Below are 21281 nucleotides of genomic sequence, written 5' to 3'. Positions count from 1 at the left end.
GCGTACGCCACCCAGGTGCCGTCATCGGCCTGATGCAGACGTGATCCGTAGCTGCCGCAGTGCTTGTGCATCGCATGTGTCACGCGGTGCCAACCAGCTGCGAACTGCTGCTCCTTGCCTTCGTGCAAACGCCACCGGTAGATCACCGCAAACATGACACGACCTCCCCCTTTGACCTCCGCGCCTCCGGAATCCGGTGGGCGTGCCCTGCATACCCACCGGATTCCAGATCGGAACTGTACATGTCAGCCTATTGGGCGGGGGCGGTCTATGACGATCGCAACAAGGCCACCGCCGCAGCCGGCGGATCCGGCTCTGGACATGATCGGCCGGACAAGTCCTAGTTGTTGCGGGTCATGGCGTTGTTGACGGTGGGTTGGGGGGCGGTCGGCGGGGCGGCGTCGGTTGTGGACGGTCGGGCGCGGACGACGGCTTGGTCTCCTCGTGGACCGAACAGGTGCAGGATCTCCACGGCGCTCGTGTCCGCGGGGCCGAACCAGTGGGGCTCGCTGGTGTCGAACTCGGCCACCTCGCCGGGCCGCAGCGTGAAGTCCTGCGCCCCGAGGATGAGGCGTAGCCGACCGGCGAGGACGTAGAGCCATTCGTAGCCCTCGTGGGTGACCAGTTCCGGCTGGCGGGGTGCCAGTACCTGCTTGAAGACCTGCACGCGGCCCGGATACTGCGTCAGGGGTACGAGGACGCTCCCGCGCTCCTTGTGCAGGGGCCGGAGGTGCACCCGAGGGTCACCGCTGGCCGGCGCCGCCACCAGCTGGTCGAGTGCTACGCGGTGCGCCCGTGCCAGCGGGATGAGCAGGTCCAGAGTCGGGCGCCGATTGCCCGATTCCACCCGGGACAGCGTGCTGACCGAGATCCCGGTCGTGGCCGCGAGTGCCTCAAGAGTGAGTCCCCGTTCCCGGCGCAGCCTGCGCAGCCGGGGCCCGATGCCATCGAGGATCTGCTCCAGCTCCGCGTCCCTGGGTCCTGTGTTCATGGAGCCATTTTTGCAGGGTCCGCAAAATCGATGGGCTGCGGCCGTCGCCAGGGCCGAGCCTTGCCGGGCACTGTTCCCAGAGATTCAGAGGTAGACCGTGACCGCGACGACGCACCCTGTTCAACCCAAGTTGAGTACACGCAGACGCTGGACGGTACTGGCCGTCTGCTGCCTGAGCATGTTCCTGGTGGGCCTGGACACCACCATCGTCAATGTGGGGCTGCCGGCCATCGGGCGCGGTCTGGATGTCGGCACGCGCGGTCTCGAATGGATCGTGGACGCCTACACCCTCGTCCTGGCCAGTCTCCTGATCTCCTCCGGCGCACTGGCGGATCGCTTCGGGCGGCGTCGGGTGTTCCAGTGCGGGCTGGCCGTCTTCGGCGCGGCCTCACTGGTCTGCGCGCTCGCCCCGTCGGCGGGCGTACTCATCGCGGCCCGTGCCCTGCAGGGAGTCGGCGCCTCGATGCTCAGCCCCGTCGCGCTAGCGATCGTGGTGAACACGATGCCAGACCCGAAGGAACGGGCGCAGGCGATCGGGATCTGGGCGTCCGTGTTCGGACTGAGCATGGCCGCCGGACCCGTCACGGGCGGCGCACTGCTCGCAGGGCTCGACTGGCGGGCGCTGTTCTGGATCAACGCACCCGTCATCGCGGCGGCTCTGCTGCTCAGCGCGGTGTTCGTACCGGAGTCCCGGGCACAGCGGGCCCGGCGGCTCGACCTGCCCGGCCAGGCCCTGCTGACCATGGTCCTCGCAGCCGTGGTCGGCGTCCTGATCGAAGGGCCGCGCATCGGCTGGACGTCGCCTGCCGCGCTGGCGGGATACGCGTGGGCTGGTGTGGCGACCGTGGGATTCGTGTGGGTCGAGTCCCGCCGGGGTGAACCGCTGATGGATCCGCGGCTCTTCGGGCGCCCGGTCTTCAGCGGTGCCGTCGTGGGCGCCGTGGCGGTCTTCGTTGCCCTGAACATGACACTACTGCTGAACACCCTGTACCTGCAGCACACCCGGGAATGGACGCCGCTGGCCGCCGGCGTGGCCACCTTGCCCTTGGCCGTCGGAGCGACCGTCTGCGCCCCGTGGTCCGGCCGCATGGTCGGTCGCAAGGGACCGCGGCTGCCGCTGCTCCTCGCCGGCGGTTTCATCACGGTCGGCGGGCTCTGCCTGGTCCGGCTCACCCCGCACACGAGCGTGCTCCTGCTTCTGGCCGCATACTCGCTCATCGGTATCGGGTTCGGCTTCGCCAACGCCCCCATCACCAACACCGCGGTCAACGGACTGCCACCCGCCCGTGCCGGCGTGGCCGGGGCGATCACTTCCACCGCACGGCAACTCGGTTCCGCCCTCGGCATCGCTCTCGCCGGCGGCCTGGTCTCGGCCACCAGCCCTACAGGGCTCGCACACGCGTCCCGCCCGGGCTGGATCCTGGTCGCCACCTGTGGAGTACTGCTCTTCCTCATCGCTCACGTATCACGGCCGAAGGAGGCCACCACGGGCCTCGCCTCCCCACAGACGCGGTGAGCGGCGCGACTCACTGCAACGCCCCGTTGTCCGTTGAGGGCCGCGTCTCCCTCGTCGCGCGTGCTCGGCCCCTCAGCCATGACTGCCCTCCCGACTCGCGCATGCGGCCCCGAACACTAACCGCCGACACGGACTCAGGATCAGTTGAGGTGGCTCATGCGGCGCTGGGCTCGGATCGTTCGGCGAGCTGGCCGCGATCGAAGCGGGCGGTCGACGCGGACGAGGCCCAACACCGTCGAGTGGTGCATCAACCGCTCAAGTCCCGGGCGCCGCCGAGCCCACGGCCCGTGCGGAGAGGTCGCGGGCCGTCGGCGCGCTGCCGGACGTGCCCCTTGGTCCTTACACGGGGCCTCTGCTAGGAGTTGCGATCCGCGCATCAACCTGCCGCGGCCGGGCCGGTGCGGTACGCCGGCGCTCTCGCGAAGGCCAAGTGCCAGGTGTGTTCCGGTGCGCGGCGGGAACAACCGGTCCGGCCGACGCTGTTGCACGGCCAGGAGACCGGCGTCGCGCGGGTGAGCAACACAGAGGCCAAGAGGCCGTCCCGCGTGATCCGAGGGCCCTCGGGTCCGCGGTACGCCCGGTCATCCGACATCCGATAGTGAGGGGCGAGCACTCGCAGCCCCGCCGCGGACTCGGACCAAGGCCTTTTCACACAGGAGGACTGATTCATGAACGACCGGCCTTTGACGCTCATGGCGGTACACGCCCACCCCGACGACGAGGCCACCGGAACGGGAGGTGTCCTGGCGCAGTACGCGGCGGAGGGCATCCGCACGGTCCTCGTCACGTGTACCGACGGCGGCTGCGGTGACGGACCGGGGGGTGTCAAGCCGGGCGATCCCGGACACGATCCGGCGGCCGTTGCCGTGATGCGGCGGCAAGAACTCGAGGCAAGCTGCGAAGTCCTGAAGGTCAGTCATCTGGAGACGCTGGACTACGCGGACTCCGGGATGATGGGCTGGCCGACCAATGACGCTCCCGGCTCCTTCTGGCAGACACCCGTGGAGGAGGGTGCCGCACGACTCGCGGAGCTCTTGCGTCGCTACCAGCCCGATGTGGTCGTCACCTATGACGAGAACGGCTTCTATGGCCACCCCGACCACATCCAGGCCAACCGGATCACGATGGCGGCGCTGGCCATGACCGAGCTGACACCGAAGGTGTACTGGACGACGGCGCCCCGCTCGATGATGCAGCGGTTCGGGGAGGTCATGCGCGAGTTCGGTGGGGACTGGCAGGAGCCGGATCCCGCTGAGGCCGCCGCTGTGGCCGAGATCGGACTTCCCGACGAGGAGATCACCACCTGGGTGGACACCACGGCGTTCAGCGGCCAGAAGTTCGATGCGCTGGCCGCGCACGCCAGCCAGGGCGAGAACATCTTCTTCCTCAGGATGGGCCTGGAGAGGTTCACCGGTTTGATGGGCGTCGAGACCTTCGTTCGCGTCCAGGACACCACCGGCGCGGCCGTACCCGAGAACGACCTCTTCGCCGGACTGCGCTGATCCGCCCGCCCGCCGGGGCGGAGAGCTCATGGTCCGTACGGCTCGATCGGGCGCGCCCGCACGCCCGAAGGATCGTCCCATGGGTTCCGCCCCGGCGGCCCTCGATCATCAGGCAGGTTGGCCCTGCCCGGTCGCGTGGCGGCTACGGGGACGCCAGCCGCCACCCTTCCGTCCGGGCAGGGCCGTTGAGCGGGAACGTCGACGCGCTGGGCGGGGATCGACCGGACGGGCTGGCAGGTGGCCGGTGGCCAAGACAAGCTGCGGGCCGCCCCGCACAGCCCGTCTCCGGAGCAGACGCGGGCGCCAGGTCTCGTGACTCCGCCTTGGCCGCGATCACCATCATGCCCCGGCGCGTCACCCGCCGGACCTCCCACCGCAGTGGCCGGCTCGCTTCCCGAGAAGCCGCGCGGGACTGGTCGTCCTCACGGACAGCGTCAGGGGTCGTAGGCGGTCAGTGCGCACACGACCCGCCGGGCCGCGCATGAGCCTGGCTCCACTCATCAGGCGGCACCCTTGGAATCGTTCATCCAGGGAACCGGGAGGCGCCCTAACGGCGGACCGCCGAGATCAGTCCGCCGGGCCGCTCCTCACCCTGCGGCGGGGTGCTGATCGGGCGGCCGTAGGCGGCGGCGCGCTCGCGCAGGGTGTAGCTGTCGGCCTCCCAGCCGTGCCCGGCCAGCCAGCCCACCGGGTCGTCGGGCATCTCCGAGACCCACATGGCCGCCGCCGATCCCGGCACGGCGTCCGCGCTGAACCGCTCGATCACGCCGCGCGTGCCCAACGTCAGCCCCATCCGACTGCCTGCCGCCGACTGCGCGCTGATCCGGGCCAGCAGCAGCTCCACCGCGTCCTCGGGCAGATAGATCAGCAGACCTTCGGCGATCCACACGGTCGGCACCGCCGGGTCGTGCCCAGCGGCGGCCAGCGCCCCTGGCCAGTCCTCACGCAGATCCGCCGGGACGGTGATCCGCTCACAGCGTGCGACCGCCCGCTCCTGGCGCAGCACCGAGGCCTTGAAGTCCAGTGGCGCGGCGGTGTCGACCTCGAACAGCCGGGTGCCCTCGGGCCAGTCCATCCGGAAGGCCCGGCTGTCCATGCCGGCGCCGAGTAGCACGACCTGCCGGACCCCGGAGTCGGAGGCCTGCTCCAACAGTTCGTCGAGGAATTTCGTCCTGATGACGATGGAGAACGCCACGCCCAGCCGGCGGCGTCGCGCGGCCTCGTCACCGGGCGGCGGCGAGGAGGGCCCCAGACCGCCGGCGGTGGCGAAGGCCTGTGCCAGGGGGTCGCGGAACAGCGCGTTCTCCCGCTCGGTCTCCCGCGCCCGCACCCTGGCCACCCCCACCGCCGTGGCCCACACTCCCGACGGCTGCACCCGCTCCTGCTCATCAGTCACCACGCCAGCCTAGATGACCGATCCCAAGCGGGCCTGATGAGTTGAGCCAGGTTCATGCGTGGCCGGCACAGTCGATCGCGCCGCCCTCATCCGGGCCGAGTGCGTCCTCGCTTGCGGTATCCGTCCAGGACGTCCTGGCGGAGCAGGAAACCGAAGCCCGCAGACTCCAGACGCAGCCCCAGCTGGGCCTCATCGATGCCGAGTTCGGCTGCGGTGTCCGCCAGGTGCCAGTCGTTGGCGGCAAGCTTGCTGAGAAGGTGACCGCGGCGAACCTGGGTCTCCGACAGGCGAAATGTCTTGAGGTAGGTGATCCTGCCCCTGTCGTCGGTGATGGCCTCGCCGATGTGGTTCTCCTGCTTGGGACGGAACGCCGGCAAGAAGCGGGAGAGTGTGAAGCGGCCCATCCGGTAGACCGTCTGCCAGGTGTACACCTGATCCAGCAGGCCCGCCAGCATGGTCGTGTCGTGAAAATGCGTCCAGGCGTGCTCCTGTTCGGCAACTGCCGTGCGCAGGTCGGCCAGGGAGTGGATGTGCGCGTCAGGAATGCGGGCCCGGAAATCCCGCACCGGCGGCATCAGCGTCGCGTAGTGGTGGATCAGTTCGCCGTACAGGTCCTGCACGAGTGTGGGGTGGAGTGCGCGGTAGTCGTCGGGATGCGGGACAGCGAATGCGGCCGCGAGTGCATCCGCGACGTAGACCATCACGCCGCATTGGCCGGGGTGGATCTCGAAGATGCGCAGCGCGTCGGTGAGCCCCCGTACTTCGGCGCCCACATAGGCTTCCTCGACGCGCGGGGAGAGCCCTTGACGGATGGCACGCTGCGACCACTCCGCCCAGGCGAGCGAGGGGCCACCGAAGTGCAGTGCCAAGTAGCCTTCCAGCGCCAGATGCATGGGGAGGAACCGAAGCCGGTCTTTGGCCTGGCGGCGGGCCATCCTGCGGTGGAAGCGCAGGCCCATCGTGGCGCTGGGAGCCGAGTTGCCGTCGGCGGAAAGCTGGGTCCCGTAGGCGGCCGCCGGCGTGCCGTCACCCGTCCACGTGGCGACGAATCCGTGCGGGATGTAGGAGACATAGGCATGGCGCGGGCCGACCTCGACCAAGCCCGCCCCATCACCGTAGAGCTGCGGGCGCAGACGCAGATCGTCGACAGGTTCGTCACGCACGAGCGGCACCAGACGGACGGCACCCCAAACCTGTGCGGGACGCGTGGCCAGGCCTGTCAGGTCCAGTGTGGTCATCGCGCCCGCTCCTGGTTCCGGCCGCTCATCATGCGGGCCGCACGGGTGTCCATGTAGGTGATCAATTCGGCCAGGCCGGTCCGGCCCTCCGCGAACTGGGCGAGTTCCACCAGTGCGGGAAGGTCCTCGGCGTCGCGGATACCCGCGGTGGGCACCGTCGCGGACAGGCGCCGCACGTCGAAATCGGCCGCGTCGTAGACGGGGTTGAGATGCACGATGCTGGTGCGACGCCCGGGGTCGAGGCGGGTTCGCCAGACGCGCAGCACCTCGGCGGCCAGGCCGGGAGGCGCGTTGTCCCATCCATCGGAGACGATCACCAGCCTGGACGGTGTGGTGTCCAGCGCGTCGAGGATGCGCCGGCCCACCGGCGTCGGCCCGTGCGGATGGGTCAGCAGCGCGTCAGTGCGCCCGGACGTCCACAGCCCGGTGTAGTTGCCGGCAAGGGCCGCGAGCAGATAGTGGCAGGCCAGGGCCACAGCCAGCGGCCGACGACGCTTGTGAACCGAACCGAAGGTGGAAAAGCTGTCGTCCAGTACGGCGGTGACCTCGCCCCAGCTCCCCTGGTGGGAGCCTGCCACCCGGCCGGCGGCCGATTCCAGGGCGTGGGTCAGTTCGGCACGTCGGCGCAGGCGGTCCTTGACCGGCAGCGAAAGCACATAGGTCGCCAACCGGGTCAGCGGCATCCTGGTCAGGTCTGCCTGTACTCCCGTGGTCCCGATCTTGTGCGCCGACTCCTGCAGCCGCAAGGTCTCCAGGCGGGTCATCCGTGGGGTGATGCGCTCCAGGAAGACATCCCGGGGGATGCCGTGCTTGGCCGCGAAGCCCTCGGCAGCCGTATAGGGCAGCTCATACAGGGCGGCCTGCTCGTAGTGCGCGCGGCGCCACGACTCCAAGAGAGGCGTCGCGTAGTGCTTGCGGGTCAGCGGCGCGAACACGAACGCCCCCAGCTCTTCGGCGGCGGGGGCCAGGTGCGCGTGGCGAAGGGCCCGCTTGAGACCGCTGCGGTACTTCACGGCGTCGAACGCCAGGTCCGGGCGGGCGGACAGCCAGTCGCGCATGATCGCGCGGGTCCGTCGGTTGTTCACCCCGGCCCGGCGCAGGGCATCGAACAGCCCGTACACGCGTTGTGGTGGCAGCGTCGCCAAACGACACGCGATCAGCCGGCCCTCGCTGCGACGCTGGTCGGCAGTGGCCTCCCCGGTGGTCTCCAGCAGCCGTCGGATGATGAGGGCTGCGTTGTAGTCGTTGATGTCGAGCGCAAGGACCCGGGCGTACAGGTCACGGTAGTTCCCCAGCATGTACGCATGGAGGAAGTCCAGGGACAGCCGCTGCTCGCCCGCATCGCTGTGAAATTCATGCTGGCCGGTGGAGGTGATCGCTGCGTTGACGAAGAGCAGCACATCATCGGCTGCGATGAGGTCCCCGTACGAATCCATCCGATGCTTCCCCCATAGGTGTGGACGCCGGCCGGGGAATGGGGGCACGAGCTGCGAATCATTGCTTCATAGGCAGGTTCCGGAAGTCGCACCGGAGTCCCGCGGCCGGCCCCAGGACCGTAACAGAGCAGGCCACAAGCCTTCTACCGACTTCCCTCCTGGTCTACTCGGCACGGCAGCCGACATCGCGACGGCGAAGCTCGGCCGGCCCGTTCAGCATCGCCTTGACCTGCGTGGGGGAGTGGCCGACCCAGTCCTCGAAATTCCGAGACGAGGCGTACGGGCTCGCGTGTGCGGGGGGAGCGGGTGGGGTTGGGGCAGCGGCCCTCGTGGGGCCTGTCTGCCCACGAGACGAGACCTTGCGGCCCATTCGACCCGTTCTTCGACCGGTGCTCCCGCTGGCCTGGTACCGAGGGTGGAGACGGCTCGCCCGGGGCTGCATCCAAGGGACTAGTCCACATTCAATCCGGATTCCACCCGGAGCTTGAGGAAATCGAGGGAGCAGGGCGGGAGAGTAATGACCGTGCAAACGACCGTCGTCCGCAACGCGGACTGACGGCCGCCGGACGCGAGGGGGAGGCCCGCCATATGACCATTCCACACCGTCGGCAACGTCGGCTGCTACGGACGACAAAACCAGCATTGGCCTGCGGAGTAGCGACCATGGCCATCATCGCGTCAGCGGTCGGCGAACCGTCGACCGCCGGGGCGAGTACAGCATTACCGCCGAGCCCACGGCTCACAGCTCCGCAAGGCACCCTCGTCCTGCCGAATCTCGACGACGACACCCGGCGCTGCACCCTGCGGCCGGGCGACCTGGACCGCCTCGACGTCGCCGTCGACACGCGGCTGGCCAGCTGCAATGACGCCGCGGACGACATCGTCAACGGGCCACGGGACATGGCGGATCTGACCCCGGTACGGCTGGCCCCCATGAAGACCACGCGGCATGCCAGTGGCCGGATCTCCGTACCGACCGAGCAGGGAAAGTACGTACGGATCTTTGTACGGCGCGCCGGCACGTATGTATCGCTGGGCAGCGATGGGCAGCTGACCGCGTCGGAGCTGCGCCACGGGGCGCAGCTGGCCGTCGAAGGCCGCGACATCGTGCGCGACCCGAAGCGGTGGAACGGCCGGATCTCACTGACGCTGACGGTCACCAAGGGGCAGGATGCGCGAACAGCCCACCTCGCACTGCATATCGCCCCCGTCCTGCTCCAGAACGACCTACAGCGCGCGCAGCAAGTGTTCGCGGCCGCCCCCGGCCCCGGCAAGGGCCAGCCGGTCGAGGTACCGGCTGCGACCCGGCAGCCCGGCCTGTGGCGGCAATTCGCTGACTCACTGCGCAAGGCGACCCGTGCGGCAGGAATGGCAGACCGCCAACTGACGTTTCAAAAGGGCACGTCGCAGTGGTGGCGGGACATCTGGCGCCAGGACATCGTCGAACCCGCCTACGTCACCCGCCCCACACCCAACGGCCCGCACACCCTCCGCATCCTGCTGCGCTCACCCAACTACTGGACATCGCACGACGGGCGCAGCGCGAGCCTCCGACGGGCCGGGCGGTTGCTGTTCCGGGATCTGCGCGGGCCGGATATCGGCATCGTCCAGCAGTACACGACGCACCGCGATCCGAACGTCGACGAGCTGCTGAACTTCACCGGCAACATCGAGTCACTGCCGCCCTACGACGGCTTTCCGCACGGCCGCATCCTCTACGGCAGCAGCGCGCAGCGCCACCCCGATCCCTCGTTCACACGGATGCTGCGAGCCCAGGGGCAGCAGTCGCCAGTGGTGCTGGACACCTCATGGCTGGTGGTCGGGCACGCGGATGAGACCGTGCATGTCCTCCGGGCAGACAACGCCCGCGGCTGGACGCTCGCGGTCTCCGATCCCCGGCTCGCCGTTGACCTGCTGCGCCGGGCACAACGCGCAGGAGAGGGCGGACAGCGGTTGTTCGCCGGCACCGAGGCCGATTTGAAGCCCACCATCGACGAGTATCTCCGGATGGACGCGACGCGCGGCGACAACGAGTACGCCGCCCGGCATCTCGATGAGCAGCTGAAGGTTCTGCTCCGGGCGACCGGGTTGCGGCCACAGGACATCATCCGCCTCCCGGTTCTCTACATGGGGGACGAACCGGGCGGTGGCCTGCCGCGCCGGTACATAGCCGCCTCGCCCGCACTCGCCAACGGCCTCTCCCTGTCCGCCCGCGACTACGCCGCCCCCGACCCCCATGGCCCCCGGGTCACAGGGCACGACCTCTTCCGGGAGGAAGCCGGTCGACGCCTGGCCGCACAGGGCGTCCGGGTCCGTTGGGTCGAGGACTTCTCCTGGGCGCACATGGTCGGCGGCGAGGTGCACTGCGCGACCAATGCGCTGCGGGATGTCCCCTGAAGGGCCCCGGGGCAGCGCCCCGACGTGGCTCTGGTGATGAAGGCAGGCAGGCCCCTAGGGAGTGTTCCTGGCGGTCGAGCAGGCCCAGAAGCCGATGTCACTGGTGATCACGGCCGGACAGCGCGGTGACTCCCCGCAGTTCCAGGTGGTCCTGGGCCGTATCCGGGTGCCCCGGCTCGTGCCACGTCCGCGCACCCGTCCGGACAAGGTTCGCGCCGACAAGGCGTACGGCTCCCGCGCGAACCGCGCTTACCTGCGTAAGCGCGGTATCCCCTGCACGATCCCGGAGAAGCGCGACCAGATCGCCAACCGCAAGAAGCGCGGTTCCCGGGGTGGTCGGCCGCCGAAGTTCGACGCCGCGGACTACAAAGAGCGCCATGCGGTGGAGTGCAGCATCAATCGCCTCAAGCGCCACCGAGCAGTGGCGACGGGGTACGACAAGCTCGCCGTCCGCTACGAGGCGACCGTGCTGGTCGCGGCCATCCATGAATGGCTGTGACCTGCACGGTGGCGGGGTCCTCGGGAGGCTGGGACGAGCCGCGGCAACCGCAACGACGTCATTCAGCTGATCCCGGTTCGTGGAGGGTGCGTTCGCCCGGCTGCACTGGTTCCGCCGCCTGCGGATCCGCTGAGAGATACGCGACGACATCCACGAAGCCTTCCTCATCCTCGGATGCGCACTGATCTACTGGAGAAGACTCCGCACTGCGACGGCCCTTTGAGGCGTCAACAACGGGGTCAGGGCCCACTGGCCCCCTCCGCGAGGTCCTTGATCGCGTTGAGGCGGTGCTCCCACTGGGTGGTGAGGGTGTCCATCCACCGCGTTGTCCGCCTCAGTGGCTGCAGGTCGGCTTCGTAGCGGACCTCGCGTCCGGCCCGGTGGGCGCGTACCAGCCCGGCGCGGTCGAGGACTGCCAGAACGCGCAGCAGCCCTGCTCCGCCGCGGCCAGCTTCGCGAGGTCACCGGACAGCTCAGCGTCTGCGGGGAAGGACAGTCGAAGGCCGTCGGTGATCTCCTCGTGCCTCGTGGCCTTGGCGACCAGCTGCTGCCACTGTGCGGTGCGCTCGCCCAGCTCGGCGCCGCCCCGGGTGCAGGCCACCGGGACCTCCCGCGACGGATCGGTGTCCATTGAGAAGCGTGTCGGCGACAGCTCGATGGGCACAGGCTCGGCCGCCGGCGCCGGGCTGGTCGTGGTGCAGCCGCAGTCCGGCCCGCACGCCCCCGTCGGAGCCGGGCCGGACAGGTCGGCATGGACGCGAGCCAAGTGGGTGGAGAACGCGCGCAGCTCGGCGATCCGGCCGTCGGTCTCCGCGATCCGCCCCCAGATCAGCGGCAGCATCCGTGCCCGCACCGAAGCGCACACCCCTCCCTCGCGGACGTCCAGGAGCTCGCGGATCTCGTCGAGGGCAAGGCCCAAGAGCTTGGCCGAGGAGATGAAGGCCAGGCGTTCCACCGCGTCCTCGCCGTACACCCGGTACCCGGACGGCGTGCGGTCAGCGAGCAGCAGACCGGAGTCCTCGTAGAAGCGCAGCGTCGTGGCCGGAACGCCGGAGCGCTGGGCCAGCTGCGAGATGCGGTAGCTCGTCACACAAGCGACCGTAAACCTTCGACCCGACTCGAAGGTCAAGTCGGAGCAGCCGAAGATCCTCCGCTCGCGAAAGGACTTGCTCAGCACACCTGGCGTGCCCCTCTGCCAGGCCAACTATCGCGTCCGGCCGCCAATTAGCGTGCTCAAACGCCAACTATGACCCCTGTGTCATCAAGGTCGCCACCAGCTGGATCATCATGGACCCCGGCGGCGGGCCCACGGATGACAAACCGGACGTCGTACTGTGCCCGCCGGAGGATCCCCACACCGCCTCCAGCTTCCTGAACGTACGGGTGGCGGACGTCCACGGCTTCTACGCGGCAGCCCGCGCCAAGGGAGCCGAGTTCCTCACCCCGCCCATCGACCGGCGCGCCGAGCTGCGCTGCTACATGCGCGACCCGGATGGCTACCTCATCGAGGCCGGCCAGTCCACGGGCCCGCTCAAGGGCATCCTGGCGCGCACTGATACCGAAGCCTGACCACTGCACCGCGCTGCACTGCTGACCGAATTCGTCAGATGCGACGGACCGGGTCCGTGATTCCGCCGGGGCACGCAAGCGCCGCGATGTCCCATCCGGCGTGTCCGGCCCCGGCCTGGTAGGCGCTTTCGTAGAAGGCGAGCACGGCGGCACGTGGATCGGCCTCGGCGCGGGCCGCGTCGTAGCGCAGCACGGCCAGGTGGCTGTCGCCGCGCGCGACCCACTGCGCGGACGCCGGGCTGAGCGGCGCCTCGGCCAGGCCGGCGGGCTCGGGGGCGGTGTACGAGTAGAACGCGGGCTCGGCAAAGGTGTCGTCGCCGAACCAGAAGCCGAAGCTGATCACTTCCGAGGAGTACGCCTCCCGGGTGACGGGGTCGGCCTGCCTGGGCTGGTCGACCCGGCGCCCGGAGAACCGGCTGTGGGCGATGTCGAAGGTGTGCCAGAAGTGGTGCACTGGGCTGGCCTTTCCCGAGAAGCCCGCCGCGAACTCCTCCAGCACGGACGCCACTTGGCTCAGCACCCGCCAGTAGCGGTTTGCGGCCACCGGGTCGTAGGTCGCGTGCTCGGTGTCCTCGGCGAACGGCCGGTCGGCGTCGGATAGATCGAAGGGCCTGGGAATAGCGATGTTCACCCGGACGCCCAGCGCGGCCAGAGCGGCCAGGGTCTGCTCGTAGAAGGACGCGACGGACTGGCCCGGAAGCGGAAAGGACCGCTCTTCGCCGTCCAGCGTCATGACGGCGAGCCGGTGATCGACGAAGTCGAAGTCGATCGTGAAGATCGGATTCCCGTCGCCCTGACCCATCGGACGGGTGGTGATGCCGCGGCCAGTGACATGGAACGGGACGTTCCACCAGTGGTTGCGCCGAGCGCTCGCGGCCAAGCGGATCTTGCCGACAATTTGCGCGAAGCGGTGCAGCGTCTCCTTCGTGTCCCGCCACTCCGGCAGCGGTGCCGGCGGGAACAGCTCCATCGCCTGCCCCTTCCCGCCCGGCGCTCCCGCGGCGGCCGGGCCGTCTCATCATGACCCCGCAGGGGACATCCCGCACGCCGCCGCGGGAGCGGTTCAGCCCAGCCGCCGCACGGCCGCCACCCAGGTCCCGCCGTCGTCCGGCCAACGGCGGGAAGCTGGCGGGCCACGTCAGAGACGGTCACGGGCTCATGCAGAACCTCGTACTCGGCCAGCCCCACAAGCCGCCCACCGCACTCCGCGGCCAGCGCGCGATATCCGGGCGTTCGCCCCTGGCCACCCGCTCGGCGGCCTGCCGGGCGGAGGACGCGCTGACGGAGAAGAACCGCAACCGCAGGTTCTGTGGTGACATCGCCTCGTACAGGCGCTGCACCTCCTCGCGATCCGCCGGTCCCGCCTGCCGTATGCGGACAGTGGTTCCGTCGGCCAGCAGGGCATGCACCGGGGCTTCCTGGATGCCGGTCATCACGGGCTCTCCCTCCGGACGACCCCGCCTTCAGCGTCCAGCGACGTGGCGCGCTGGCACAGGGGCTGACCGGGCGCTCCGGGGCCGAATGGGCCTCCGGTGGAGTGTTCCAGCAGCGCAGGTCTACGGCTCGACCGGGGGGCAGACCACACTCGGCAAAGGACGGCTCCAGATGCTGGCGATGCGGCGGGAGAGGCGCTGATACTGCCATTCGGTATCGCGTCGCGCCGGGCGTAAGCCGAAGCTCCCGGCCATCACCGTGGCGGCCATCGTGCAGAGGACAAAAGGCACTGCCGCCGGGCCAGTACTGTTCACGCCTCCGCAGTGGCTCGCTGCAAACGGCACGGACCACCCCATCTGCGATGAGGGGTTATCGACCCCTCGCGTCGGCCTGGGCGGCTCATGACGCGCTGGAAGCTCGACGGTGAGAGTGAGGAGCCGACACCTCGAAAGTGACAGGGCTCCGGTCCCTTTGCTCCCGGGCCCTTCAGGAGATGAACCAGTGTGATGTTCTGGTACGGCCATGGTGCCAGCGGATGGGGCTGGTTCGCCATGCCCGTGGGCATCGTCCTCTTCTGGGTTTTGCTCATCACCCTCGACGTTCTCCTGTATCGCTCGCGTGCGCCGCGGGAGCGCGGCAACCGTGCCAGCAGCAGGCATCCAGGGACCTCCCCCGAGCAACTCCTCGCCGAGCGCTTCGCCCGTGGGGAGATCGACGAGGACGAATACCGGCGAAGGCTGACCGTCCTGCGAGGAGGCGGGCGGGACAGCCCCGCCCCGGTCGGCAATGAGTTCTGCACTCGATCGGATGACTCACTCTGCCGGGTGGCCCGAACGGCCCTGTCGGGTACCCGGTGCTCCGGTGGAAGGTGGGTCGTACAGCGGCCGCCACGCACGAGTCCGTGAGCTGCCTCGGCAGGGAAGGAATCCCGATGGCCCCCGAAACGCAGCAGGCGCCCGCTCAGCTGGACGAGGAGGAGCTGAGGTCGCTGGATGCCCACTGGCGCGCCGCGAACTATCTGGCCGTCGGCCAGATCTACCTCATGGCCAACCCCTTGCTGACCGAGTCCTTGCGCCCCGAGCACGTCAAGCCGCGGCTCCTTGGGCATTGGGGCACCTCTCCGGGCCTGAACCTGGTGCACACCCACCTCAACCGCGTCATCAAGGCCCGCGGCCTGGACGCCCTGTGCATCTGGGGGCCCGGCCACGGCGGACCCGCGGTGCTGGCCAACTCCTGGCTGGAGGGTTCGTACACTGAGACGTACCCGGACGTCACCCGAGACGCGGCCGGCATGGCCCGGCTCTTCAAGCAGTTCTCCTTCCCTGGTGGGGTGCCCAGCCACGTCGCTCCCGAGACGCCGGGCTCGATTCACGAGGGCGGGGAGCTGGGCTACTGCCTCTCCCACGCCTACGGCGCCGCCTTCGACAACCCGGACCTGCTCGTCGCCTGTGTGATTGGTGACGGCGAGGCGGAGACCGGGCCGCTGGCCGCTTCCTGGCACTCGAACAAGTTCCTCGACCCGGTCGGCGACGGCGCCGTCCTGCCGGTCCTGCACCTGAACGGCTACAAGATCGCCAACCCGGCCGTCCTGGCACGGCTCCCCGAAGCAGAACTGGACGAGCTGCTGCGTGGCTACGGCCACGATCCGATCCACGTCACCGGTGACGACCCCCTGACCGTCCACCGCGCGATGGCCGGCGCGATGGACACCGCGCTGGACCGCATCGCGGCGATTCAGCGCGCGGCTCGCGAGGACGACGTCTCGGACCGGCCCCGCTGGCCGGTGATCGTGCTGCGTACGCCCAAGGGCTGGACCGGTCCCGCGGAGGTCGACGGTCTGCCGGTGGAGGGTACGTGGCGTGCCCACCAGGTGCCGCTGGCCGCGGTCCGGGACAACCCCGAGCACCTGCGGCAACTGGAGCAGTGGCTGCGCTCCTACCGGCCCGGGGAGCTGTTCGACGAGCACGGCGCCCCGCGTCCGGAGGTGCTGGACTGCGTCCCGCGGGGCAGCCGCCGGCTTGGCGCCACCCCGCATGCCAACGGTGGTCTCCTGGTGCGTGAACTGCCCCTGCCGCCGCTGGAGAAGTACGCGGTCGAGGTGGACAAGCCCGGCGCCACCCTTCACGAACCGACCCGTGTTCTGGGCGAGTTGCTCCAGGACGTCATGGCGGCCACCGCCAGCCGCCGTGACTTCCGGCTCGTCGGGCCCGACGAGACGGCCTCCAACCGGCTGCAGGCTGTCTACGCGGCCAGCGGCAAGGCGTGGCAGGCCGAGACCCTGCCGGTGGACGAACACCTCGACCCGCACGGCCGGGTCATGGAGATCCTCTCCGAGCACACCTGCCAGGGCTGGCTGGAGGGCTACCTGCTGACCGGCCGGCACGGGCTGTTCTCCTGCTACGAGGCGTTCGTCCACATCGTCGACTCCATGGTCAACCAGCACATCAAATGGCTGCGCACCACCCGCCGCCTGCCCTGGCGCGCCCCCATCGCCTCCCTCAACTACCTGCTCACCTCGCACGTGTGGCGCCAGGATCACAACGGCTTCTCCCACCAGGACCCCGGCTTCGTCGACCACATCCTCAACAAGAGTCCCGAGGCCGTGCGGGTCTACTTCCCGCCGGACGCCAACACCCTGCTGTCCGTGGCCGACCACGTCCTGCGCAGCCGTGACTACGTCAACGTCGTCGTCGCCGGCAAACAGCCCTGCTTCGACTGGCTGTCCATGGAGGAGGCCAAGGTCCATTGCGCCCGCGGCGCCGGCATCTGGGAGTGGGCGGGCACCGAGGACGGCGCCCGGGAACCGGACGTGGTGCTCGCGTCTGCGGGAGACGTACCCACTCAGGAGATCCTCGCCGCGGCCCAGTTGCTCCGCCGTCACCTGCCCGAGCTGGCCGTGCGCGTGGTCAACGTCGTCGACATCGCCCGGTTGTTGCCGGCCGAGGAACACCCGCACGGCATGAGCGACTTCGAGTACGACGGTCTGTTCACCGCGGACAAGCCGGTGATCTTCGCCTACCACGGCTACCCGTGGCTCATCCACCGCCTGGCCTACCGCCGCACCGGACATCCGAACCTGCACGTGCGCGGATACAAGGAGATCGGCACCACGACCACCCCCTTCGACATGGTGGTCCGCAACGACCTCGATCGCTACCGCCTCGTCATGGACGTCATCGACCGCGTCCCGGGCCTCGCGGTCCGCGCGGCGGCCGTACGCCAGCAGATGGAGGACGTCCGGCAGCACCATCACGTCTGGATCCGCTTGCACGGGATGGATCTACCGGAAGTGGCGGACTGGACTTGGGACGGCTGAACGCATGTTCGGCACGTGACTCGCCAAGCTGTTGCCCTGACCGGCCGGCCACAGACCTGCGTTGGCGGCCGCTCCCCGCACTCGACCGGGTACTCGCCAGCTCTGTGCGGGACATCTTCAGCCTTCGATGTGATACCGACTCTGAGACACGACCGCTTGGCGGATCTTGGTGGTGAAGTCGGCGGTACGGGCGATGCGGTCGACTCCACCGGCCTTGCTGCGGCGCAGGGCGCCCTTGAAACTCTGCTCGAGAGTGCCCGTCATGCGGAACATGAGGTGCCCAGCGACGCCCAGACCAGCCCTGGTCACCCCAACCGTCACCCCGCCCACCGTCCTGATCACCACCGGCGCCACGCTTCCCGCCGCACGGGCGCCCTCTCTGCCCAGCGCCTGCATCGCCGACACCCCGGTCCGGGTCACCGACCCCGCTGTGAACATCGATCTCGATCACCTGGGTGACGACACCGGACGGGTCGCGTTGTCGACTGCGCGGCACGGGGTTTCGTCGGCTGCGGGGGTACCCGGGCGGTCTGTGCGGGTGGGGCGTGCTCTGGTCGATTTCCATGCGCGTCGGCATATCCGGCGGGTGTGGGCAGGTCATGGGCGTGCCCACATCGAGGTGCGCGGGCTCGGGGGGTGGTGAGCGCACGCGCGTGCGGCTGGCTGGTGCGGTGACGAAGTCGCTGCGTGGGCTGATCGGGGTGCGTTGAGCCGAGGTGAATGCGGTCACTGGCCAGGTGCTGCTGTCCTTCGACGAACGCAGGGTCGGTCTCGACCGGCTGCTGGACACCGTGCGGGCGGTCGAGGAGGCTCATGGCGTTCAGGAAGCGGATGTCCGCTGGGCCCAGCCGGTCACCCCTGGTGACGACGCGTCGACCGCTGCGGCGGCAACCGAGCTGCTGGTCGACTGCCTGGCGGTGGCCGCCGGAGCCGTCCAGAAGATCTTCCCCCGTGCCGCGGCTGCCCCGGGTGATACCGGCGGCGCTGGCCGGGCTGGAGCTGGAGGGCAAGCTGCGCAGGCCGATGCTGCGGCGAATCGGGCCGCTCGAGACCGATCTTCAGCTGTCGCTGGTCGGCGCCACCGTCAAGGGCTGTGCGACGGCATCGCCATGCCCGCTGTCGACGTGGTGAACCGCATGCTGCTGCTCGGAGAGATCCGCGCGCGCCGTCAGGTGGGGGAGCGGCGTGAGAAGGATCTGTTGCCCCGGCCCGGACTGCGTATCGCACACCCTGCCGGCGGCCCGGTACCTATGCGGCAGGCCCCGGACGCCCGGCCCGGTCGAGGAGGGGGAGAGGCGGCTGGCGTCGTTCGCCCCGCTCACCGCGGCCTCGGTATTCGCGCTGAGGGGCAGTCCGACGAGGGCGGCGGATGCGATTCTCGCCGCCGTACCCCGGGCGGGCTCGTTATGGGAGGGACGGCTTTGCGGCGACGATCGGCCGTGACCTGGCCCGTTGTGTCTCGTGCCCCTCGATCCGTCGGCGCTGCGCCTGCCCGACACGGTCTCCGTCGTCGCGATCGACTCGAGGGTGCTGGCAAACAGCGGGCAGAGACCGGACAGCGGGCGACTCGAGTCGCTGGCCGTACCGATTCTGGCTACGGCGCGTGCCACTGGCGTGATTGTTCCTCTCACTGAGGATCAGCGCATCGGCGACCTGCTCTCCCCGGCCGAACAGCTCCTTGGCCAGCGTGAACGCCTCGTTGACCAGGTGTGCTCGCTGCGAAACCAGGGCCGGAGCGTCCTGGTGGTGTCCCCACGCGATGGGGAGAGCCTCGAGCACCGGTAAGGACACGAGGGACTGGGCAGTCGCCGGTGCCTGAGGTGTCGTGTGCTCGTACTGGACCAGCGATTGTCTTAATGACTTCTTGACGTTCTGCTGCCAGGTTTTTGACGTAAAGTCTGCCCCGGTGTGCCGGGAAGTCTGGTCGGCGATGCAACCCCTCATGCTTTCTTCCGATCAGGAAGTCGCCGCCGTGAAGAGCAATCGCCCCAGCGCATGCACCCCTCGCCCGGTCCTGTCGGCGGTGCCTACCACCACGGCCGCGACGGGGTGGCGGGCGCTGTTGCATGCCCGCCCCGTGCTGCTGCTCGCTTTCGCGTTCGCGGTGATGGCAGATCCGGTGTCCTCCGTGGCCTACGCGATCGAGGCTGCGCTGCGGGCCCTGCACGGTGACCTGGACCTGCTGCTGCCGACCATGGGCCTGGTCGTCGCCCTCATCGCCCTTGTCATCGTCAACTACCACCAACTGGTGGCTCGTTATCCCCAGGGCGGTGGAGCCGCTGCGGCCGCCGGCGAGGCGTTCGGGGAGGCGTGGGCGTTCGTGCCGATCGGGGCTCTGATCGTCGACTTCGTGCTCACCATCGCCATCAGTTCCGCAGCCGGATCGTCCGCGATCATCGCCTACGCGCCCGCCGCCGCCCCATGGCGGATCCCGATCGCGCTCGGCCTGACGGCGTTCGTGGCTGGGCTGACCTGGTTCGGGCACCTGGGGCGTGCCGTGTTCGCGTTGATGACCCTCGTCTTCATCGGGGTGAGTGTGGCGGTGCTGACCGGAGGCTTGAGTGCCCCCGTCCGCCCGACCGGGACGATCACCCACTCGGCGGGGCACTGGGCGCCGCTGGCCGTCGCCGTGGCCTTCCCCGTCGCCATGGCGCTCGCCACCGGCGTCGAGGCCCCCTCGTCCGCGATCGCCCAGCTCGGCCAGCTCGATGACGCCGGGCGTCGCCGGTTCGGCCGCATCACGCTGTGGCTGACCCTGCTCATCGTCGGCGGCCTCACCCTCGGGCTCACCGCCGAAGCCGTGCACTTCAGAATCGGGATCCCCGCTCCGGACAGCACCCAGATCGCCGACCTGGCGCACGTCGCCGCCTCCGGCCCGCTTTACGCAGTGTTCCAGTTGCTGACCGCGTTGCTGCTGCTCTCTGCCGCCTCCTCGTCGTTTGCCGCCGGCCCGGGTCTACTCAAGGCGCTCTCCCGCCACCACCGTCCGGACGGCGCTGACGCCGGGATCCTCCCGGCGGTCTGGGGACGGACCAACAAGCACCACACCCCTTACTGGGGCGCTCTGCTGTTCCTCGCCGTCTCCGCCGTAGTGATCACAGCAGCCGGAGGCGACGACCAGCGTCTGGTCCTGTTCTACGCGGTGTCCGTGTTCATGGCCTTCCTCGCCGGCTTGATCGCGATGACCCGCTTCTCCCTGCGGGAGGGGAAGCCAGTCCACGCGCTGGTGAATCTGGTCGGGGCGGTTGCCGTTGGCTTTGTCCTCGTTGTCAACCTCTCGCGCGGCGAGCCCATCGCATCGCTGGTGGCGGCCGTGGTGATTGCCGGGGTGCTGTACCGCCTGTGGGTCAAGGCCGGACGGCCGCGTGGCATCCGCGACGTGGCCGCAGAAGCCGAAGCCGACCACTGACGCGAGGGAAAGAGCAGTCGAGCAAGAGGCAAGCGGCGCTGAAGGTACCGAGCCCGGCGGCGGACAGGAGCCTGTTCAGCAGCGTTGTGGAGCGGTTGTCCCCGGGGACGTACGACGCGAGTGAGGGCGGCACCGAAGACCCCGTCCGAACCGGGGTGCTGACCTGGGGTTTCTTGGTCAAATGTTCGTTGACCTGCGGAAACTCCTCTCAGTGGTTTTCACGGATCAACGTCGTTTCCCGGGCTCATGTGCCCTGGATGTGCCCTTGGGTCACTTGCCGAGCGCCGGTAAGCGCCGTACTCCACCGGCGGCACAGCGTGGAGGAGGCCGAAAGAGTTCTGCGCGCACCGCGCTGCGGGACGTGCTGCGCTACGACCGCACCACGTCAGGCACCTGCGTCCGAAGGCGGCATGCTCACCGACGACGGCCTCGGCCCCCATCAGTACGGCCGGGTCGTTTCGTCCAGGCGGACGACGACCATGGCGATGTCGTCGTTGCCCCCGCTGGCGACGTCGAGGCGGGCGAGGAGGGCGTCGGCGAGGTGTTCCGCGCCGAACTCGGTGCAGGTGGCGAGCGTG

The 21281-nt window shown here is 69.4% G+C and carries 16 protein-coding genes and 2 pseudogenes; 10 read left to right on the top strand and 8 right to left on the bottom strand.

Annotated features, from left to right (window positions below):
• Positions 1-340: 340 nt before the first annotated feature.
• Complete coding sequence (locus IO33_RS0138455; RefSeq protein ID WP_037687082.1) at positions 341-991, bottom strand: helix-turn-helix domain-containing protein; 651 nt, start codon at positions 989-991, stop codon at positions 341-343.
• A gap of 130 nt (positions 992-1121) precedes the next feature.
• On the opposite strand from IO33_RS0138455, the gene IO33_RS0138450 reads away from it, so the two are divergent.
• Both IO33_RS0138450 and IO33_RS0138445 read left to right on the top strand, forming a co-directional pair.
• Entirely contained in the window at positions 1122-2507 is a 1386-nt protein-coding gene (locus IO33_RS0138450; protein ID WP_031173736.1) for an MFS transporter, read from the top strand.
• A gap of 668 nt (positions 2508-3175) precedes the next feature.
• Positions 3176-4009, top strand: coding sequence for a PIG-L family deacetylase (locus IO33_RS0138445; RefSeq protein WP_031173734.1), 834 nt, complete (start codon positions 3176-3178; stop codon positions 4007-4009).
• A 547-nt stretch (positions 4010-4556) separates the two neighbouring features.
• Here the strand turns inward: IO33_RS0138445 and IO33_RS0138440 are convergent.
• The 3 genes from IO33_RS0138440 to IO33_RS0138430 form a co-directional block, all read right to left on the bottom strand.
• Positions 4557-5405 (bottom strand): class I SAM-dependent methyltransferase, encoded by an 849-nt coding sequence (locus IO33_RS0138440; protein ID WP_031173733.1) that lies wholly within the window; start codon positions 5403-5405, stop codon positions 4557-4559.
• A gap of 86 nt (positions 5406-5491) precedes the next feature.
• The gene (locus IO33_RS0138435) at positions 5492-6643 is read right to left on the bottom strand and encodes an ARPP-2 domain-containing protein (protein WP_037687076.1); all 1152 of its coding nucleotides are present in this window, start codon (positions 6641-6643) and stop codon (positions 5492-5494) included.
• Complete coding sequence (locus IO33_RS0138430) at positions 6640-8079, bottom strand: hypothetical protein (RefSeq protein ID WP_031173731.1); 1440 nt, start codon at positions 8077-8079, stop codon at positions 6640-6642. Before IO33_RS0138430 ends, IO33_RS0138435 begins: the two co-directional genes overlap by 4 nt.
• Before the next feature lie 663 nt (positions 8080-8742).
• Between IO33_RS0138430 and IO33_RS0138420 the strand changes: the two genes are divergently transcribed.
• Together IO33_RS0138420 and IO33_RS0138415 are read left to right on the top strand one after the other, a co-directional pair.
• Positions 8743-10476, top strand: coding sequence for a protein-arginine deiminase family protein (locus IO33_RS0138420; RefSeq protein ID WP_031173730.1), 1734 nt, complete (start codon positions 8743-8745; stop codon positions 10474-10476).
• Between the two features lie 67 nt (positions 10477-10543).
• Positions 10544-10975 (top strand): annotated as a pseudogene (locus IO33_RS0138415) (transposase); the annotation flags it as partial.
• 334 nt (positions 10976-11309) lie between these two features.
• On the opposite strand, the gene IO33_RS0138410 reads toward IO33_RS0138415, so the two are convergent.
• Positions 11310-12065, bottom strand: a complete 756-nt coding sequence (locus tag IO33_RS0138410; RefSeq protein ID WP_078964084.1) for a heavy metal-responsive transcriptional regulator — start codon at positions 12063-12065, stop codon at positions 11310-11312.
• Positions 12066-12223: 158 nt separating this feature from the next.
• Here IO33_RS0138410 and IO33_RS0138405 point away from each other — a divergent pair.
• A pseudogene (locus IO33_RS0138405) lies at positions 12224-12544 on the top strand (VOC family protein); the annotation flags it as partial.
• Positions 12545-12578: 34 nt separating this feature from the next.
• On the opposite strand, the gene IO33_RS0138400 reads toward IO33_RS0138405, so the two are convergent.
• Both IO33_RS0138400 and IO33_RS0138395 read right to left on the bottom strand, forming a co-directional pair.
• On the bottom strand, positions 12579-13514 hold the full coding sequence (locus tag IO33_RS0138400) for a DUF5996 family protein (protein ID WP_031173723.1): 936 nt from the start codon (positions 13512-13514) through the stop codon (positions 12579-12581).
• A gap of 178 nt (positions 13515-13692) precedes the next feature.
• Positions 13693-13977 carry a hypothetical protein gene (locus tag IO33_RS0138395; RefSeq protein WP_245236002.1) on the bottom strand — a complete coding sequence of 95 codons (285 nt, stop codon included), beginning with the start codon at positions 13975-13977 and terminating at the stop codon, positions 13693-13695.
• A 507-nt stretch (positions 13978-14484) separates the two neighbouring features.
• Here IO33_RS0138395 and IO33_RS53890 point away from each other — a divergent pair.
• Positions 14485-14883 (top strand): SHOCT domain-containing protein, encoded by a 399-nt coding sequence (locus IO33_RS53890; RefSeq protein WP_078964083.1) that lies wholly within the window; start codon positions 14485-14487, stop codon positions 14881-14883.
• Between the two features lie 26 nt (positions 14884-14909).
• Positions 14910-17294, top strand: coding sequence for a phosphoketolase family protein (locus IO33_RS0138390; protein ID WP_031173720.1), 2385 nt, complete (start codon positions 14910-14912; stop codon positions 17292-17294).
• Positions 17295-17411: 117 nt separating this feature from the next.
• On the opposite strand, the gene IO33_RS0138385 is transcribed toward IO33_RS0138390, so the two are convergent.
• Positions 17412-17690, bottom strand: a complete 279-nt coding sequence (locus IO33_RS0138385) for a hypothetical protein (RefSeq protein WP_167349503.1) — start codon at positions 17688-17690, stop codon at positions 17412-17414.
• 555 nt (positions 17691-18245) lie between these two features.
• Here IO33_RS0138385 and IO33_RS50770 point away from each other — a divergent pair.
• From IO33_RS50770 to IO33_RS0138370, 3 genes are all read left to right on the top strand, one after another.
• The gene (locus IO33_RS50770; RefSeq protein WP_157858000.1) at positions 18246-18425 is read left to right on the top strand and encodes a hypothetical protein; all 180 of its coding nucleotides are present in this window, start codon (positions 18246-18248) and stop codon (positions 18423-18425) included.
• Positions 18426-18755: 330 nt separating this feature from the next.
• Positions 18756-19079: a hypothetical protein gene (locus IO33_RS0138375; protein ID WP_031173716.1), complete on the top strand. Its 324-nt coding sequence runs from the start codon at positions 18756-18758 to the stop codon at positions 19077-19079.
• Positions 19080-19236: 157 nt separating this feature from the next.
• Positions 19237-20703, top strand: coding sequence for an APC family permease (locus IO33_RS0138370; RefSeq protein ID WP_245236001.1), 1467 nt, complete (start codon positions 19237-19239; stop codon positions 20701-20703).
• Positions 20704-21281: the final 578 nt, after the last annotated feature.

Origin of the sequence: Streptomyces durhamensis, assembly GCF_000725475.1 — a bacterium.
Taxonomy (GTDB): Bacteria; Actinomycetota; Actinomycetes; order Streptomycetales; family Streptomycetaceae; genus Streptomyces; species Streptomyces filipinensis.
Note: the sequence above shows the minus strand (reverse complement) of the source record. Positions and strands in the feature narration are given on the sequence as shown.

Bases quoted from the DNA above. Each gene is read 5' to 3' on its own strand.
- IO33_RS0138455 (WP_037687082.1), bottom strand. From the start codon at position 991: ATGAACACAGGACCCAGGGACGCGGAGCTGGAGCAGATCCTCGATGGC.
- IO33_RS0138445 (WP_031173734.1), top strand. From the start codon at position 3,176: ATGAACGACCGGCCTTTGACGCTCATGGCGGTACACGCCCACCCCGAC.
- IO33_RS0138435 (WP_037687076.1), bottom strand. From the start codon at position 6,643: ATGACCACACTGGACCTGACAGGCCTGGCCACGCGTCCCGCACAGGTT.
- IO33_RS0138430 (WP_031173731.1), bottom strand. From the start codon at position 8,079: ATGGATTCGTACGGGGACCTCATCGCAGCCGATGATGTGCTGCTCTTC.
- IO33_RS0138420 (WP_031173730.1), top strand. From the start codon at position 8,743: ATGGCCATCATCGCGTCAGCGGTCGGCGAACCGTCGACCGCCGGGGCG.
- IO33_RS0138400 (WP_031173723.1), bottom strand. From the start codon at position 13,514: ATGGAGCTGTTCCCGCCGGCACCGCTGCCGGAGTGGCGGGACACGAAG.
- IO33_RS0138395 (WP_245236002.1), bottom strand. From the start codon at position 13,977: ATGACCGGCATCCAGGAAGCCCCGGTGCATGCCCTGCTGGCCGACGGA.
- IO33_RS53890 (WP_078964083.1), top strand. From the start codon at position 14,485: ATGTTCTGGTACGGCCATGGTGCCAGCGGATGGGGCTGGTTCGCCATG.
- IO33_RS0138390 (WP_031173720.1), top strand. From the start codon at position 14,910: ATGGCCCCCGAAACGCAGCAGGCGCCCGCTCAGCTGGACGAGGAGGAG.
- IO33_RS0138385 (WP_167349503.1), bottom strand. From the start codon at position 17,690: ATGCAGGCGCTGGGCAGAGAGGGCGCCCGTGCGGCGGGAAGCGTGGCG.
- IO33_RS0138370 (WP_245236001.1), top strand. From the start codon at position 19,237: ATGCTTTCTTCCGATCAGGAAGTCGCCGCCGTGAAGAGCAATCGCCCC.